The sequence below is a fragment of the Frankia sp. ACN1ag genome, assembly GCF_001414035.1.
Lineage (GTDB): Bacteria > Actinomycetota > Actinomycetes > Frankiales > Frankiaceae > Frankia > Frankia torreyi.
This window is the reverse complement of record NZ_LJPA01000003.1, coordinates 44618-62270: the sequence shown is the minus strand read 5'-3', so window position 1 is coordinate 62270 and position 17653 is coordinate 44618. Positions and strand designations below refer to the sequence as shown.

Annotated in this window: 10 protein-coding genes, 4 pseudogenes and 2 riboswitches; of the genes and pseudogenes, 3 read left to right on the top strand and 11 right to left on the bottom strand. The window is 72.9% G+C overall.

The window, feature by feature from the left end; genetic code table 11:
- Window positions 1-121: 121 nt before the first annotated feature.
- The 9 genes and pseudogenes from UK82_RS02980 to UK82_RS35235 all read right to left on the bottom strand — a co-directional run.
- Entirely contained in the window at window positions 122-874 is a 753-nt protein-coding gene (locus UK82_RS02980; RefSeq protein WP_044887165.1) for an FkbM family methyltransferase, read from the bottom strand.
- Between the two features lie 642 nt (window positions 875-1516).
- The coding region (gcvP, locus tag UK82_RS02975) for an aminomethyl-transferring glycine dehydrogenase (RefSeq protein WP_236705441.1) at window positions 1517-4502 on the bottom strand (2986 nt) is incomplete at its 3' end.
- A 57-nt stretch (window positions 4503-4559) separates the two neighbouring features.
- A riboswitch (glycine riboswitch) is annotated at window positions 4560-4687 on the bottom strand.
- Window positions 4688-4784: riboswitch (glycine riboswitch) on the bottom strand.
- Between the two features lie 173 nt (window positions 4785-4957).
- A pseudogene (locus UK82_RS41315) lies at window positions 4958-5258 on the bottom strand (PIG-L deacetylase family protein); the annotation flags it as partial.
- Window position 5259: 1 nt separating this feature from the next.
- Window positions 5260-5716: PIG-L deacetylase family protein (locus tag UK82_RS35250; RefSeq protein ID WP_236705440.1), on the bottom strand; the 457-nt coding region annotated here is incomplete at its 3' end.
- Window positions 5717-5825: 109 nt separating this feature from the next.
- Window positions 5826-6008, bottom strand: coding sequence for a hypothetical protein (locus tag UK82_RS02965; RefSeq protein ID WP_044887167.1), 183 nt, complete (start codon window positions 6006-6008; stop codon window positions 5826-5828).
- Between the two features lie 300 nt (window positions 6009-6308).
- Window positions 6309-7577 (bottom strand): transglutaminase family protein, encoded by a 1269-nt coding sequence (locus tag UK82_RS35245; RefSeq protein ID WP_236705484.1) that lies wholly within the window; start codon window positions 7575-7577, stop codon window positions 6309-6311.
- A 1478-nt stretch (window positions 7578-9055) separates the two neighbouring features.
- Window positions 9056-10285, bottom strand: coding sequence for a DUF58 domain-containing protein (locus UK82_RS02955; protein WP_236705439.1), 1230 nt, complete (start codon window positions 10283-10285; stop codon window positions 9056-9058).
- A gap of 1049 nt (window positions 10286-11334) precedes the next feature.
- A pseudogene (locus UK82_RS35240) lies at window positions 11335-11687 on the bottom strand (AAA family ATPase); the annotation flags it as partial.
- 1 nt (window position 11688) lies between these two features.
- Window positions 11689-12339 (bottom strand): MoxR family ATPase (locus tag UK82_RS35235; RefSeq protein ID WP_236705438.1); only part of this gene is annotated, 651 nt, incomplete at its 3' end.
- Window positions 12340-13101: 762 nt separating this feature from the next.
- On the opposite strand from UK82_RS35235, the gene UK82_RS02945 reads away from it, so the two are divergent.
- Window positions 13102-15015, top strand: coding sequence for a hypothetical protein (locus tag UK82_RS02945; protein ID WP_236705437.1), 1914 nt, complete (start codon window positions 13102-13104; stop codon window positions 15013-15015).
- Window positions 15016-15208: 193 nt separating this feature from the next.
- Here the strand turns inward: UK82_RS02945 and UK82_RS02940 are convergent, their stop codons facing one another.
- Window positions 15209-15976, bottom strand: a complete 768-nt coding sequence (locus UK82_RS02940; protein WP_044887171.1) for a HesA/MoeB/ThiF family protein — start codon at window positions 15974-15976, stop codon at window positions 15209-15211.
- A gap of 157 nt (window positions 15977-16133) precedes the next feature.
- On the opposite strand from UK82_RS02940, the pseudogene UK82_RS35230 reads away from it, so the two are divergent.
- Both UK82_RS35230 and UK82_RS42230 read left to right on the top strand, forming a co-directional pair.
- Window positions 16134-16319 (top strand): annotated as a pseudogene (locus UK82_RS35230) (helix-turn-helix domain-containing protein); the annotation flags it as partial.
- Window positions 16320-16337: 18 nt separating this feature from the next.
- Entirely contained in the window at window positions 16338-16829 is a 492-nt protein-coding gene (locus UK82_RS42230) for a hypothetical protein (protein WP_396230444.1), read from the top strand.
- 69 nt (window positions 16830-16898) lie between these two features.
- Here UK82_RS42230 and UK82_RS35225 read toward each other — a convergent pair.
- Window positions 16899-17653 (bottom strand): annotated as a pseudogene (locus UK82_RS35225) (zinc-binding dehydrogenase); the annotation flags it as partial.

Below are 17653 nucleotides of genomic sequence, written 5' to 3'. Positions count from 1 at the left end.
GCCGCGGTCATCCGCCACACGCCGACGAGGGCCGGCGGATGACAGACCGACCCCGCCCGAGCGGCCTCATCCTCGCCGGCCGGCCGGGCATCGACGCTGCGCGGTGGTTCGCAGGCGACCGTCAGGGATGCGCGACGAAGTTGAAGTGGCGACCGGTCTCGAAGGTGTCCCGGAACTTGGGCAGGGTATACGGACCGTCGCCGTCGAGATCGAAGATCCGCAGCCCCAGATCGCTGTCGACGAGCTCGTACATCTCATCCGCCGTCGTGCCGTAGTCGCGGGCACCGGCGCCGAACTCGAACACCAGATGCGGCCGGCTGGCGGCGATCAGTTTCCGGGCACCGCGAAACACCCCGTACTCGGCGCCCTCGACGTCGACCTTGATGAGGGTCGGCAGGTAGTCCGTGGGCAGCGCCTCGTCGAGAACCTCGACCGCCACCTCGATCTGTTCGACGTCCTCGGTGTCCGGCACCCGGTCGCGCAGCCCACTGTAGGCGGGCCGGCTGCGGACGTAGGTGAACGGCAGCACTCCCGGCTTGTCCGACAGCGCCGCCTGGCGCACCTGGACCGTCGGGAAGTCGGTCGTCAGGGAGGCCGCCATGTGCGGCAGCGGCTCGTAGGCGATGTGCCGTCCCCGCGGGGCGTGCTGCAGAATCGTCCGGAGCACGTCTCCCCGGTGCGCGCCCACGTCGATGCAGTTGGAGTTCTCCCGCAACACGAACGACAGCAGCAGCGCCAGGTGACGATCGTCATTGCGATTGCGCCTGGCCGTCGGCACGACGGTGTCACGCACCAGCTTCAACGCCGGACCGAGGCCCAAATCGACCGCCTTCCGGCGGACCTGAGCAAGCTGCTTTTCCACCCGAGGATCCATCCGCCACAACCTCCCGTTGCCCCATCGGTGATCTGCCGGAGTGACTGAACCCCGCGTTCCACCACAGCAGCTGGCCACCCACTATTAGGGGGGCACGATCAACGGTCAATAGCGGTGGTACCACCTTGCCGCCATCGCGAGCGGCGCCGTCGGCAGAATACTACCGCAGCGGAAGACTTGCCCAACCAAACCCTCACACTCGGGAAGAGTGACTGACCCTCTCCCCACGCACCACGATCCGACGGCCACCGGGACCACGCATTGCGTTGGAGCAGGCGAAGTCCGCACACGTTCTCACGGAAAGAAACATGGCTATCACCCGTGGGGTTCCGCCCCTGCGAGGAGTGGCCCTCCCGCGACGTTCGGCCGCTGGCGTCGAACGAGGTCGCCGCACCCGCCCGCAGCGGGTCCACGGGCATTCCGCCGCACCGTGACCCGACGACACCAGCCAGCCGACCTGACGGTCACCACGCCGGGACGGCCGGGGCCGCGGCCATGTCACGATGCTGACACGGCCCCGAAACCCCACGACCGCGGCCCCGCACCCCGACGTGGGACCCCGCGCGGGGAGGAACACGCCCTCTCCGGTCCGGGGCCGCCGTCAGCCGGCGGCGACGAGAACGGGGCCGTCCTCGGACCGCNCGGCGAAGGACTCGACCGGCGGGCAGGTGCAGACCAGGTTGCGATCGCCGTACGCGCCGTCGATTCGCCGCACCGGCGGCCAGTACTTCGCGGCCCGCAGTGCGGCTACCGGATAGGCCGCAACGGACCGCGCATAAGGATGCGGCCATTCGTCGGCGGTGACCATCTGGGCGGTGTGCGGGGCGTTGCGCAGCGGGTTGTCCGTGCGCGGCCAGGTTCCGTCACCGACCTTGTCCGCCTCCGCGCGAATCGCAATCATGGCATCGCAGAAACGGTCGATCTCGGCCAGATCCTCACTCTCGGTCGGTTCGACCATCAGGGTGCCGGCCACGGGGAAGGACATGGTCGGCGCGTGGAAACCGTAGTCGATGAGCCGCTTGGCCACATCGTCCACCGTGACACCGGTCCGCTTCGTCAGCGGCCGCAGGTCGAGAATGCATTCGTGCGCGACCAGTCCGTCCCGCCCGGCATAGAGCACCGGAAAGTGCGGACGGAGCCGGTGGGCGATGTAGTTGGCGTTCAGTACGGCGACCGAGGTGGCCTGGCGCAGACCGTCCGCCCCCATCATCCGGATGTACGCCCAGGGAATCATCAGAATTCCGGCGGAGCCCCACGGCGACCCCGAGATGGGTCCGACCCCGCTCGCCGGCCCGGCCTCGGCCCGCAGCGGGTGGTTCGGCAGGTAGGGCAGCAGCTTCTCGCCGACCGCGACCGGGCCGACCCCCGGCCCGCCGCCGCCGTGCGGGATGCAGAACGTCTTGTGCAGGTTGAGATGGCTGACGTCGGCGCCGAACTGGCCGGGCTTCGCGAGCCCGACGAGCGCGTTGAGATTCGCCCCGTCGACATAGACCAGGCCACCGGCCTCGTGGACGATCGCGCACGCCTGTCCGATGCCCTCCTCATAGACGCCGTGCGTCGACGGATAGGTCACCATCAGCGCGGCAAGAACATCGGCGTTCGCCCGCGCCCGGAGCGCCAGATCGTCAAGATCGACATTCCCGTCGTCGTCGCAGGCGACCACGACGACACGCATTCCGGCCATGGCGGCGCTCGCCGCATTCGTCCCGTGCGCGGAGGAGGGAATGAGACAGACGTCGCGGACCGGCGCCCCGGGCACCGCGTTGTCGCGGTGATAGGCGCGAATCGCGAGCAGGCCGGCGAGCTCACCCTGGCTGCCAGCATTCGGCTGCACCGAAACGCCCGCGTAGCCGGTGATCCGGGCCAGCCAGTCCTCCAGATCGCGAATCATCGTCAGGTATCCGCCGGCCTGGTCGAGGGGCGCGAACGGGTGGATGTCGGCGAACTCCGGCCAGGTGACTGCGGCCATCTCGGTGGTCGCGTTCAGCTTCATCGTGCAGGACCCCAGCGGGATCATGCCCCGGTCGAGGGCCAGATCGAGATCGGACAGCCGGCGCAGGTAACGCAGCATCGCCGTCTCGGAGCGGTGCTCGTGGAAGACCGGGTGCTCGAGGTAGGAGTCGGTACGCACCAGCTCACGGGGCAACGCCGACGGGGCGATCGGGGCCGCCGGGACCGCCGGGACCATCACCTCGGCCGATGCCGCCGCGGGCACCCCGAATGCCGCCCAGACGGCGCGCAGATCCGCCTCCACGGTCGTCTCGTTGCAGGAGACCCCGACGTGGTCGCCGTCGACGAGCCGCACGTTGACGCCGTGTGCCAGCGCCTTGGCCACCACCTCGGCGGCCCGGCCCGGTACCGCCGCGACGACGGTGTCGAAGAAGGCATCGGCGCCGGTGGGTACCCCGCCGGCCCGCAGCCCCTCGGCGAGCCGGACCGCGAGTCCGTGGATGCGCAGGGCGATCCCGGCCAGTCCCTGCGGGCCGTGATAGACGGCGTACATCGAGGCGAGCACGGCGGGCAGCACCTGGGCGGTGCAGATGTTGCTCGTCGCCTTCTCCCGTCGAATGTGCTGCTCACGGGTCTGCAGGGTGAGCCGGTAGGCGGGCGCGCCGTCCGCGTCGACCGACACCCCGACCAGCCGTCCGGGCAGGGACCGCTCCAGACCCTTGCGGACCGCCAGGTAGCCGGCGTGCGGCCCGCCGAACGACAGCGGCAGCCCGAAACGCTGGGTGCTGCCGACGGCGATGTCGGCGCCGAGCTCGCCGGGCGAGCGCAGCAGCGTCAGTGCCAGCGGGTCTGCCGCGACCGTGACGACGATCCCCCGCTCACGTGCCTCGGCGATCACCGACCGCGGGTCGCGCAGCGCCCCGCCCGGCCCCGGGTAGGACAGCAGCAGCCCGAACGTCGAGTCCAGCACCTCCGCGGGCACCCCGGCGTCCGGGGCGGCGGGGCCGCCCGCCGCCAGGCCACGGGACAGGTCGGCGACGTGGACGGTCACACCCAGCGCCTCCGCTCGGGTCGCCACGACCGCGATCGTCTGGGGGAGCGTGTCCGCGTCGATGAGGAACGTCGCGCGGGACCCCTTCGCCGTGCGCAGCGCGATCTGCATCGCCTCGGCCGCGGCGGTCGGCTCGTCGAGCAGGGACGCTCCGGCCACCGCCAGACCCGTCAGATCGGTGATCACCGTCTGGAAGTTCAGCAGCGCCTCCAGCCGGCCCTGGGAGATCTCCGGCTGGTACGGCGTGTAGGCGGTGTACCAGGCGGGGTTCTCGAGAACGTTGCGCTGGATGACGCCGGGCAGCACCGCGGGATGGAAGCCCAGACCGATCATCGACGGCACCGGACGGTTGTTGCGTCCGAGCGCGCGCAGCGCCGCCAGGACCGCCGTCTCGTCGAGCGCCGCGGGCAGCTCGAGGCTGCGGTCCTGGATGACGGCCGGGACCGCGACGTCGGTCAGCGCCCGCAGCGATTCCACCCCGAGCGCGGCGAGCATGGAGCGCTGGGCCCCGGCGTCCGGGCCGATGTGGCGGTCGGCGAACTGCGGATAAGCCACGGCTGCCGGACCAGTGGCGTTGCTGGTGGCGGCCGCTGCGGAGGCGTCCTCGTGATCGGTGCCGTCATACATGATGAGCGCTCCGGAGGTCGGGCGACGACGACAACGAAGCCGACGCCGCGGCGGGCCTCCCCCTCTGTCATTGGCCTGAGAGCTTCACCGGCCGCCGCCGCCATGGGTCCGAGCCGAGGACCCGCGGACGGCGGCCGCGGCTTTCACCGTCGGCGGGACACCGGGATGTCCACTTTCCAGAGTTGCCTGACCCGGCGGTTGGGGGCCTGAGAGTTTATGGGGAGAGCTTGCTCCTTCGGCGTCCCGGCAGGTGGCAGCCGGGACTCTCCCGCACGGGTGTGAGCGGCAGCGGTATGCAGTTCGTTGCCCCGCAGACTAACCGCGATCGCGATCCCTGGCCAACGATGGTCGGGGCCTGCGCTCGACGACAGGCCCTCGACAACACACCCTCGACGACACGCTCCGGGCGACGTGCTCCGGGCGACGTGCTCCGGGCGACGTGCTCCGACGATGGACTAGACGAAGAGCGTTTCGTAGGGGCGCAGCAGCCTGGCCAGCACCTGCGCCCCGAGGACCGTCGAATCCGCCGGGTCGTCGGACAGTGGGGCGATCTGGGTGGTGTAGCAGTCGACCGCACGCCGCTTGGCCTCCTGCACCGGGATGGGCAGGGGCACCGTCCGAGCCCTCGCCCACGGCACCCTGGGGTCATCCGGAACCGCCCAGTGCCAGGTCCAGACGGGGTATTCCAACAGCCGCGCGCCGGCCCGTTCCGCCGCCAGCATCGCCGCGCGCCCCGTGGCCTCATGGTCCGGATGGNGGTCTCCGGTGTACGTGGTCAGCACCCAGCAGCCGGGGGTGAGCAGCGGTTCCACCTGGTCAGCAAGGGCCGCCTCATGCCCGGCGACCCGCCCGTCCCCCAGCCCGATCCGGTGCACCGGCACCTGCGCCAGCCCCAGCGCGGTCAGCGCGGCATGCTGCTCGGCGATCCGTCGTCGGGCCAGTTCGGCCGGGGCCAGCGTCGGCGACCCGGGATGAGATGCATCACCATCGGTGACCGCGACGACGGTGATCGCGGCTCCGAGTCCGTGCAGGCGGACGAGCAGCCCGCCGACGCCGAGAACCTCATCGTCCGGATGGGGGGCCACGACGACCACTGCCGGCGGTGCGGGGGTGAGGTCCAGTTCCGACCATCCCGGCTGCCAGGCCCGCCAGACCGGTTCGGGGGTGCCGTCGTCGGTGAAGGGGCGGCCCGCCTCGGGGGTGTCTTCGTGCATCGCTCATCCATACGCCGAACCGCCGACGCTCCGCACGGACATCCGGCCCGGGACCGGCCGTGACGCTCGTCCCGGGCCTGGTGGCGACGCAGGGCCGGCCCCCGGCGCCTCAGTGCTGCAGCGCCTCGCTCTTGGCTGCTTCGGTGTCCGTCAGCGCGCCGTCCTTCTCCCGGCGGAAGATCTCCTCGGCCATCCGGTCCGACGAGGTCTGGCTCGCGACCTGCCTGGCCATCTCGTCGTTGGAGGTGCCCGCGCCGGCGGGCCTCGTGCGTCCTTTCATCGCCTGAGCCATGGCTGCCTCCTCCTGTCTCCGGCCGCGATCGGCATGGCCCGATCGGGGCCCATGGTCGCGGCCGCACACCCGCCCGGATGATGGGCCGCCCCGCACGCGGCTGCGCACGGCGCCCGGCCGGGCCCGGTCCCCGCACGGCCCACTCCCACAAGCCGCCCGGTCTGGGACTACCCGCCCGCGACAGGCCGGAACCGCTGTGGACCGGCCCACGCGCCGCGGACCGGATGCCGGCGCATTCGGTGCGGACCGTCCAGATAGCGACAGAACGGACCCGTTCCGGGGATGCCGACCTGCCGTGGGCTACCTGTGATCCCTGCCGGCCGTGGCCCGCTCGGGCCACGGCGAAGTCGGACCGGAACCCGATGCAGGGGTCCGGCGGCGGCGCTCGGCCGCGGGGACGGAGGCATCGGGTCCGCCTGGCCCCGGCGGGCGGTGGGCGGCACGCTGGGGCGCCGGCGCCGTCCGGCGCAGCCTGCGCAGCTCGGTGCGGACCGTGCGCGGCGAGATCCGCCTGCCGAGTCGGCGATGGCGGGGGACGGCGCGACGGACCGCCTGCTCGAGGCCGTCAAGCAGGCGCCACGCCTCATCCGCGGCGCGCCGGCCGGGTCCCTCCTCCCAGCGACCGATGGTGCCGTCGTCGAACAGAGCGAGCGTGGCGAGGTCGGCCAACCCACGCAGGGCGGTGAGTCCGGCGTCGTCGACCAGGTCCGCCGCGAGGGCCACCACCTCGCTCGGGCTGGCCGCCCGCGGCATCGCCCGGTCGGAGTCGGCGAACATCTCGATGGCCCGCTGCCAGGCGACGACGATCCGCGCCCTGCTGCCCTTCGCGGCGCGCCGCACCCGCCGACGCCGCGCGATCGGCAGCAGCCAGCCAAGGAGGAGACAGCCAAGCACGGCGGTGACGCCGACGGCCGTCGCCGAGGGGATGACGAGGTCCGCCCAGCCGGGGGATGGCGATCGCCGGTCGGCGGAACGAGGTGGGGCCTCTCCCGGCAGGGTGGCCTCCGCCCGACCGGGCGGCACGGAGATGGTGGTACGCAGCACCGCTTCCACGAGTGAGGTCTGTGCGGAGGACTCGCCCTGAGTGGACCCGGCCACCGTCGCACCGCGTTCGTCCCCCGCTCGGGGAGTGGGGAAGAACGGCAGCCAACCGGCGCCGTCGAAGTTGACCTCCGCCCAGGCCAGGGCATCGGCACCCCGGATCGTGCGGGTTACGCCGGGTGGGTCGGCAGCCGTGAATCCCACGACGAGGCGGGCGGGCAGGCCCAGCAGCCTCGCCGCGAGGACGAACGTCGTGGCGAACTGTTCGGAGGTGCCGCGTCGGGTCTGGCCGAGGAAGTGGTCGATGTGGGCGAGCGAATGCCCGGCGGGCACGGTGGGATCAAAGCTGAAGCTGGCCATCAGGTACTGGCGCAGCAGGGCGGCCCGCTGGTACGGCGTCGCCCCGCCGTTGGTGGCGACGGAGGCCAGTTCCCGCAGCACCGGAGGGATCCCGCCGGGCACTGCGAGGTAGGGGGCGTTGGCCGGCGTCGCGGAGACGGTGAGGGCGAGCAGCCTGTCGGCGGTCATGGTGGCCGGCGGGGTGGAGACAAGGCGCAGTCGGTTGCCTGGGTGCAGCGGCGTGGTGCGCACGAGTGTGCCGTCCTCCGGATCGACCGCGAACTGGCCCGCCGGCCCCTCGGGAGCCACCGTGGAGCGATCCCCGCCCGGGGGATGCGGCGTGCGAGCAGTGGTCGAGGCGGGCGAGGCGGGCGACACCGTGCCGGCGGCGGAGACCACGATGAACTGGCCGAGCCGGGCGAGGGCGGGCACAAGATCGCCACCGAGGTCGACGACGGTCAGGTCCTGGGTGACCGGCGTGGACGGCCGACCACCATCCTGGCCGGCGTCGCGCCCGGCCTGCCCCCGGTCGCCTGGCCCGCCGATGATCGCCCGTCCCGCGGGCAGGTAACGGCCGCTCGTGGACCAGGTGGCGCCGTCGTAGGAGTCGAGGACGGCGAGCCGTAGCGCGACCGGCCCCGACGGCTGCGGGGACAGACCCAGCCGGAACAGGACCTGGTCAGGATGGGCGGTCCAGCCGGCTAGCCGACTCAGGGGGTTGAGGGCGGCAAGCGGTGCCGGCGCGATTGTGCGGTGGTCGCGAGGGTCGACGGGCGGTCGCCCATCCGGCCCGATCGGACCATTCGCGAGTGCCAGACCGGCTCCCACGACGACGGCCACGGCGACGATGGACCGCGCCGCGAGGCGGAGCGCCGCCCAACCTCGCGGGCTTGCCACGGGTAGCAGACCTGGCCCGGATCGGGGGGACCCTGCGGCCTCACCCGAGCCGACGCCCGGCCCGGTGGGGCCTGGGATGGCGGCTGCGGCCTCTCCCAGTGGCCGGGACGGGCCGCTCCCGCGAACCCGGACGAGGACCGCGGCCAGCGCGGCGAACGCGGCGGCGAACGGCGCGTCGGATCCCGGCACGGGGGCCGCGTAGGCGACCGCGACCGCCAGGACGAGGGCAGCGGGCAACGCGGGCAGGAGCCGGGCCCTGGTGCGGACGACGAGCTCCGCGCCGACGGCGGCGGCCAGCCAGGTCAGTGCCGCTGGNACGAGCAGGAGGGCCCCGTCGGGCGGGGCCGGGACGGCCGCGTCCAGCAGGCGCGCCCATCCGCGCAGGACGCCCGAGCGGACCAGGGACAACCGCGCCCAGAACCCGCCCGCACCGGCCGCTACCGTGCAGGTGGCCCAGACCACGAACCCCCCGGCCCAGGTCGCGATCGTCCCGACGAGTGGCACCGGCCGGCGTCGCAGACCCAGCACCGCGGTTGTGATCACGGGCACGACCGCGGCGACAGGGATGATCACCTGGAGATCGGGGAGGGTGAAGACCCGGCGGAACCCGAACCCGCCCACGATCGCGAGTCCCGCCACCACCACCAGGGCCGCCAGGCGAGGCCGCACCGGCTCCTCCCGACGGGCGGGAAGGTCGACCCCGACGACGTGCCCCCCGCTCGAGCCGGACGCCGAGCGCATGGCCCCGCCGGACGGTCCACCGATCTGCGTCATGATCGGCTCGTCCGTGGGGAGCCCCGCGGCCATCGCCGGTGCCGTTCGCCGGTCGGCCAGTAGTCGCCGAGCGCCTCGGCGTCGGGAATGTCGATCACCGTCAGCCGGCCGGCGGCCCGGGTGGTGGTGCCGTCCAGGTGCGTACCGCCGGTGGGGACGGTGCTGCCGAGCACGCCGATCCCCGCCACCCGGCCGGGCGATGCGGTCCGCAGGCGGGCCCGGTCGGAGGAGTCGCGCCGGTCGATGGCCCGGGCGGCGGCCGGGCTGCGGGGGCCCACCCGGACCAGAACGACGCGCCCGTATGCGTGGGCCACCGGGGCGAGTGCGGCCAGCGCCTGTCGGTCGAATCCACCGGTGACGAGCACCAGCGTGCCGAGCCCGCCGCGCCGCAGCGTCGCGACGACATCCAGCGAGGCGGTGTCGTCCAGATGCACGCCCGCCAGCTCGTCCATCAGCACGTCGGCGTCCCGTCGGCGGCGCCGGCCTGCCACCCGCAACCCGGCGGTCGTCACGAGCCGGACCCCGAACGCCTCCTGTGCGCAGGTCATCACCGCGGCGGCGGTGATGTCCACGGCCTCCTCGAACGTCGCGACGCCGACCCGGCCGGGCGGATAGGCGGCCGGCCGGTTGTCGAGGACGACGGTGGCAGCCGGCTCGCTGGGATCGACGTGGGTGCGGACCATCAGCTCGCCCGCCCGCGCGCTGGACGGCCAGTGCACGAGGCGGAGGTCCTCACCGGGCGCGTACCTCCGCAGGGTGTGGATCTCCAGTCCCCCGGCCGTGCCCAGTCCGGTCTGCCCATCCGGGTCGCGCGAGGGCGCGGAGGCCAGCGGCGCCAGCGGCCGGGTCCGCGGCCGGACGTGCAGGGTGTCGGCCGCCGCCAGCCGCTGCCGGCGCAGGGTGAGCCCGAACGGATCCGATCTGATCACCTCGGCGGGGCCCAGCCGGACCACCCCGCGCCGCCTGGTGTCCATGGCCAGCTCGATCGTCCGGCAACCCGAGCCGGCGAGTCGGGGCACCTGGACGGACACGGCCGCAGCCAGCGTGTCCGGCCCGTCCGGGGGATACGAATCCGGTGCCCCGGCCGCGCCCCGGCCATCGGTGCCGGTGCCGTGGGACGGCGTGGAGTCTGGTGCGTGCAGGGCGCCGGCAGCCCGCGGCGGGTGGCCGCCAGGCGCGGCGCCGGTGCGCGGCGTCCCTTGGCGCGCGGCCGGAAGGGTGTGCACGCGGCCGTCGCCTCCGCGGGCGGCGATAGTCGACGTACGCCGTTCCCACCACGTCTCCACCAGGTCCGAAGCGGCCAGCAGCCGCCCCGCACGGGGAGCACCCGGCCCCGGTAGGTCCGGGCGCGCGGCGGCAGGGCCATGCGGCAGATGAAGGGTGAACGGCGGCGAAGGCCACCGCGACAGGTTGCGGACCGTGACGGTGAGGGTGGCGGCCTCACTTCGGGTGACCCGTCTGGGCGACACGCGGACCGCCACCGACACCCTTGGGCGGCGAACGGCCGTAGCAGCCGCCAGACCCATCGCCGCGGCCCCGGCCCCGCCGAGTACAGCCAGCTCCGCGTATCGCAGCACTCGAGCGCCCAGGAGCAGGGCCGCGACGGTGACGCACATCCCCCATCCCAGCGGGGTGACCCTCAGGCGGGCCCTTCCCGGCGGATCCCCGCTCCCCACGGCTCCACGATCCGACGGGCAGCCCTGCTTCGCCGGGGACGCAGCGCTCCCGGGACCGGACCGATCGGGCCCCACCGGTCCAGATCCCGACGCGCCCGAACTCGACGAGACGGGTTCCGACCGGGCAGGCCCGTTTCGGGCCGGTGCCGGCCATTCCGCCGTGGCCACGTCCGGTTCCGCCGTCCCGGAAGCAACGCGTTCCGCAGGTCCGACCATGGAGGGGGCCCAACCCGGCGGGGTCGAGCCCGCCCGTTCCGCGGCGTCCGCACCGGTCGGGGTGAGCTGCCGGCCCGCCGAGGCGACTCGCCGGCCCACCGCGGCCGGGCGCGGGAGCGGCTCCTGGGTAGGCGGACGGTGACGCTCGCCGAGCCCGCGCACGGTCCGCCCGGGTTCGGGCCGGTCCGGCGCGGACCGGCCCGTCCGGCGCTGCATGGTCCGGGCGAGGGAGGCTGGAGACGGGGACACCGAGGCGGACGGCAGCGGGGCGGGCGGCATCAAGGCGGGCAAGGGGGTGGTCGCCGTGTCCGCGTCGATGACCCGGAGCAGCCCGCGGTCAGCCCGGTCGCCGCCCTGGCGACGGTCGTCGGGGGACGACACGATCAGATTCCGACGAGCCGGCGCGGTGACGGCACCGTCTGCAGGATCTCGTCGACGACATCCTCGGCGATGACGCGCCGCAGTTCGGCCTCCGGGCTGAGCACCAGACGATGCGCCAGGACCGGGCCGGCCACTGCCTTGACGTCGTCGGGAGTGGCAAACACCCGGGCGTGCGCGGCGGCCCTGACCTGGACAGCGCGCAGCAGCGCGATGCTGCCCCGTGGGCTCGCCCCCAACCGGACGATGTCGGGGATGGTCCGCGTGGCGGCCACCAGGTCCACGAGGTAACGGCGCAGCGCCGGCGCGACGTGGACGGCGAAGGTCTGGGCCGTTCGGGCGACGACGTCCTCCGCCCNCATCACCGGCCTCAGGTCCTCGATCCGCCGTCCCACCTGCCGGCCTTCAAGGATCTCCAGCTCGGCATCGACCGACGGGTACCCCATCCTCAGCCGCATGAGGAACCGGTCCAGTTGGGCCTCGGGAAGGCTGTATGTCCCGTCCATGTCGATCGGGTTCTGCGTCGCCACGACCATGAACGGGCGGGGCACGGGATAGCCCGTGCCGTCAGCGGTGACCCGCCCTTCCTCCATCACCTCCAGCAGGGCCGACTGCGTCTTCGGTGAGGCGCGGTTGATCTCGTCGCCGATGACGAGGTTGGCGAAGACGGGTCCGCGGCGGAAGCCGAACTCGTTGGCACGCTGGTCGTACACCATCGTCCCGGTGATGTCCGCCGGCAGCAGGTCCGGCGTGAACTGGATGCGGTGGCAGCCGGCGTTGACCGAGGCCGCGAGGCTTCGGGCCAGCGAGGTCTTACCCAGGCCCGGAACGTCCTCGACGAGCAGGTGCCCCTCGGCGAACAGGCAGATCGTCGCGAGTTCGACAACATCCCGCTTGCCCCGGATGACCTTCTCGATATTCGCGACGACGTCATGGAAGGTGGCCGAGAACGCGGCCACGCCGGACTGATCGCCGCGCAGGTGGTCGCGGTCGTCGTTCCTGTTTGTCATGCCCTGCCTCCTGGTCCGGTCGGGGTAGGGAACGCTGACCGTCCTCGCCGCGCGGACTGGCTGCTCATCACCGGGTCGGGCTCCTCCTCGTCGGGACCGATCGGGCGGGTACGAGTCGTGCTGCTACCGGTCGCACCTGCTGCGATCGGGCTGGTGCGGGCGGGCGGGTACGAGTCGGGGGGCGGACCGTGCCGGACTAGGGGGCGACCGGCCCGGTCCGCCCGCGGGCGGTGGGGAGATCCGCCCGGGAACGGCGACTCCAGCGGCCGTCGCCGACACGGAGACGATCCGTTCCGCTGCGGTAGACGACGGGCACCCCCGTTTCGTTGTGCCATAGCCTGAATTAGTTGTTGATCTGATGGCCAGGAGGCCCACACCGGCATGCACGCGCCGCACCGGCGTCCGCCATGCTGCGCGACTCCCCCGAGGTGATGTCACGAAAGGCATCAAGCGCGTCGCAACCTGTCCGACGAACGCCGCGTCCTACCTACCAAGAGGGATGACCCGCCCAAGTGGTCCATCTCGGGATAGTCGACGTCAACACATGAATATCAACAGACTCCCGCGCGCCGTTGGGTATGGCGCCTGGGATGCGGTGAGCGCTGTACCCCTCCCGCGGCGCTCCCCCGCGGTGTCTGTGTGGGCGGGCGGGGTGGCACGCCCACACAGACACCGACCCGTTCGAGGACACCGACCCGTTCGGGCTGTCCGCTCCCACCGCCTGCACTCCGGCGCCGAGGACCAACGACGCCCGGCACGGCCGTGCTGCCGGAGCTGCCTTGCCGCGCCCGCGCGCCGGCCCTGATCAGGGAAAGTGAGACCACGACCATCTCCGCATTCGGGCGGCGGCTGCGTCGCGTCATCACGGCAGCGGCCGGCGCGGCGCTGTGCGTGGGCGCCGGGCTGGCCGCCGCCGCACCCGGAACGCCACCGTTCGCCCTCGACCTCACCACCGGCGGCAGTTGGCTGGCGAGCGAGTCGACCGGCACCGTCACGCACCTGCAGAGCACGACCGAGCGGGCGGACGCGGCCGTCACCGTGCCCGGCGCAGTCGGACATCGGCTGTCCGTCCTGCGCAACGGCCCGGATCTCCTCGTCTGCGACGAGGACGCCGGCCTGCTCCACCTGATCGAGCCGCAACGCCTTGCCCCCGCCCGAACGGCCAGCCTGCGTCCCGGCACGACAGTGATCACAGGGAGCAAGGTGATCTACGCCGTTGATGGTGCGAGTGGGCGGGTACGACGCCTGGACGGACGGTTGCTCACCGACGTTGGACCGGTCATCGACCTCGGCGGAGCCCTCGGCGCCGTCGTCCGGACGCGGGACGGGACGCTGTGGGTGCCCGTGCGTACCAGCGGCTCCGTGGTGCCGATCCGCGATGGCGTGGCGTCGGCCCCGATTCCCGTCGCCCGACCGGACCATCAGATCGACATCGTGCTGGCCCAGGATCGCCCGGTGGTCGTCGACGGCACGGCCGGGACGGCGATCCCGCTCACCGGCGCCCGGCCTGGCCGGGCGATCGCGTTGCCGGTGACCCTGACCACCGCGTCCGCACCGTCCGACCCGGTGGTGGTTGCGGCCGACGCGACAGAGCAGGGCACCGTCCCAGTACTCGACACGGTTGCCGGACGGCTCCTGCTCGCAGACGTCCGCGACGGCACGGTGACCGTGCATGATCTGCCAACCGTGCCGGGTGATGGAAGGGCCCGAGCGGGGGGTGACACGGCCCAGTCGGGGGGCAGCACGGCCCGAGCGGAGGGCAGTCCATCCCCGCCGGGGGACGGCACAGTCCGAGCGGGGGGTGGCGGCGACGCGGCCTCCGCCGGCCCCGCAGCCCCGACCGGGCTCCCCGACATCGATCGACCTGCGGGATCATCAGAGGGCTCGGCGACGCCTCCGGGGGACGCCCACACGGGCGGCGACCTGGCCCGACCGGACGGGCAGGCCAGTGGACCCGACGTCACCGGAGGCGACCCAATCCGCGGAGGCGACGCGGCCAAAGGGGACGCAGCGGCCGGAGGCGGCGAAGCGGGCCGCGGAGGCGAGGGGGACGAGGGGCCGGTAGCTCCCCGCCGGCTCGGTCCACCGGTCGGACATGGCGGGATGATCTACATCCCGGACCAGGATGGCCGGATGGTCTGGGTCTTCGATACGCGCACTCGCGGATTCATCTCACCGATCGTCGTCCCCGGGTCCGCCCCCGAGCCGGCGACCGCCGCAGACACCGCGCGGATCACCGTGACCGCCGAGGGCGATCAGGTGTGGGTGAACGATCCGGCCGGCCCCGACGCCGTGCTCATCGACGGCACGCGGCGGGCGACGGTAGCGAAACAGCCATCGGGGCTGCCGGGTCAGACCGGCACGGCTCCAGCTCGCCCGCTGCCGGCCCCGCCGCCCCGACCGCAGGCCACGCCCGTCGAACCGCGCCCGGCGCCCGCGACCGCCGAGCGGGCGGGGACGCGACCACAGCCGGCCGTCATCCCCGACCCCGAAACCGGGAACGTGGTCACCCTGCCGCCTCCACCGGCGACGACATCGCCCGTCCCGCGTCCCCCGCAGCCCACGGACACCCCGAGCCCACGGCCGGGCATCACCACCCAGCCGGAGCAGACACTCGTCGAGCTTCCCGGCGGGGATCCGACGACGCAGCCCCACTCCCCCCGCCGGCCCACCTGACGACCGGCCTGGACACCTGCCTCGCCCACGATCCGGCTTGGCGCCGGACAGCCCGCCGACCAGGGGTGGCTCCGCGCGACGAACGGGCCCGCGCGACGAACGGGCCCGCGCGACGACCAGCCCTGGACACGGCCGAGCCCGCGCGACCGGGCCTGGCCACGGCCGCCTCGAGACGGTGCGGTGGCCGGCTGCCCTAACGCCCTGAGGCGCTGTCCAGCCGGGAGGCGCGAGGCGTCCGCTGCCGGGAGCCGCAGTCCGCGCAGGTGGGGTCGCGCACCACCGACAGCGAACGGACGTCCAGATCCCACAGATCGGCGACGAGCATCCGGCCGATGGACGGCTCGCCGAACCCGGAGATCAGCTTGATGACCTCCATCGCCGCGAGGCACCCGACCGTCCCCGCGACCGCTCCGAAGACGGGGAACCCGAGGGGATCCCAGTCGGGGTCGCCCTCGGCGAAAACGCACCGCAGGCATGCGCTGTCCCCGGCGACGGTGAGCAACTGGATCTCGGTCGCGTTCATCGCCGCGACGACCAGAGGCACCTCGGCGTCCAGGCACATTCGGTTGATCTGGAAGCGTTCGGGGAAGTTGTGCCGCGCGTCGATCACGACGTCGGCGGCGGCCACCAGCTCGGGCAGCAGCGGATCGAACAGGTCCCGGTCCCAGGTCTCCACCGCGACCTCCGGGTAGTGGATACCCAGGGTGTCCGCGGCGATCAGGACTCGGGGCTCGCCGATCCGGTCGGGGCGCATCAGGGTCTGGCGGTTCAGATCGGGCTTCTCCAACGGGCCGGGATGGACCAACACCAGTCGCCCGACGCCGGCGGCGGCGAGATAGGTGGTGGCGGCGCCGCCCACCCCGCCGATCCCGGCCACGAGCACCGTCGCCCCGCTCAGACGCTCCTGCTCACCGGGGCCGAAACCGGCCATCAGTTGGCGCGTGAAGCGCTGGGTGTCCATGACCTGCCCTCGTCTGGTGTGGCCGACGTTTTCCAGAAGTTGGCTCTGGTTTCCCGCGTTTGCGCGCTTCTCACCCCCACCGGGGACGAATCCCCGGTTCGCCGACCACAGTACCAAGAACGCCGGTCCCGTCCCCGCCCGCGGTTAGGATGACTGGATGTCTGATCTTGCACCGGCTACCCGCGCGGACGCTCGCCGTAACCGGCAGGCGATTCTGGCGACCGCTCGCCGGGTGTTCGCGGAGCAGGGCATCCAGGCCTCACTCGATGAGATCGCGCAGCGTGCCAACGTCGGGAACGCCACGCTCTACCGGCATTTCGGCTCGCGCTGCCAGCTCGTCGCCNCCGCCCTGTCCGAGCAGATGGAAAAGTACGCGCAGATGGCGGCCGCCGCGGCGGCCGAACCCGATCCGTGGACTGCCCTGCGCGGCTACCTGACAGCACTGTGCCGGATGCAGGCGGCGGATCGGGGGCTGGCCGACCTGCTGGCCAGCGACGCCTTCCCGGACGCCGCGATCGACGCGGCACGCGACAACGCCCGGCGGGACGTGGTGCGCACCATCCGCCGCGCACAGCACGCGGGGGCGCTACGCGCCGATTTCGCCCCGCAGGACATTCTGATCATCCTGATGGCCAACGCCGGTCTCATCCACCGTGCCGGCGCGCACGCCCCGGAGAGCTCCGCCCGGCTGATCGCCCTCCTGCTCGACGGGCTGCAGGCCGCCGCCGCGACGTCGGCGCCGCCGCCTCCACCGGAATCCGAGCTGCTCACCGTGATGCGCGGCGAGACGCTGGCCGAGCAGCCGCCCGGGGTGCAGGACAAGGCGGCCGCGGACGGGCCGCGGGGCGGGTAGCGGGTAGTGGTCCGGTCGTCCGGCCGTCCGGCTGCGGTCATCCGGCCGTCCGGTCATCCGGCCGTCCGGTCAAGGGGTGAGTACCACCTTCATGCACTCGTCCTCCTTGTCCCTGAACGTCGTGAAGCCGTGGGGCGCGTCGTCGAGGCCGAGTCGGTGAGTGATGACGAAACTCGGGTCGATCTCGCCGTTGCGGATCCGGTCGAGCAGCGGCCGCAGATACCGCTGCACGTGGCACTGCCCGGACCGCAGGGTCAGTCCGCGGTTCATCAGTGAGCCCATCGGGAACTTGTCGACGAACCCGCCGTAGACGCCGATGACCGAGACGACACCGCCGTTGCGGCAGTTGCGCACCGCCTCCCGCAGGGCGAACGGGCGGTCACTTTCCTGCCGGGTGACCTGCTTCGCACGGTCGTAGGAGTGGGCCGCGTGCGAGAAATGGTGCGCCTCGAGGCCCACGGCGTCGATGCAGGCGTCCGGGCCGCGCCCGGCGGTCAGCTCCAGCAGCGCCTCGCGGACGTCGGACTCCTCGTAGTTGACGGGCTCGGCCCCCGAGTTGTCCCGGGCCATCTCGAGCCGGTAGGGAAACCGGTCGATGACGATGACCCGCTCGGCGCCGAGCAGGAAGGCGCTCGCGACGGCGAACTGGCCGACCGGCCCGGCCCCCCAGACGGCGATGACGTCACCGGGCGTGATGTCGCAGAACTCGGCCCCCATGTACCCGGTGGGGAGGATGTCGGAGAGGAACAGCACGCGCTCGTCCGGCAGGTCGTCCTCGATCTTGATGGGTCCGATGTCGGCGAACGGCACCCGGGCGTACTCGG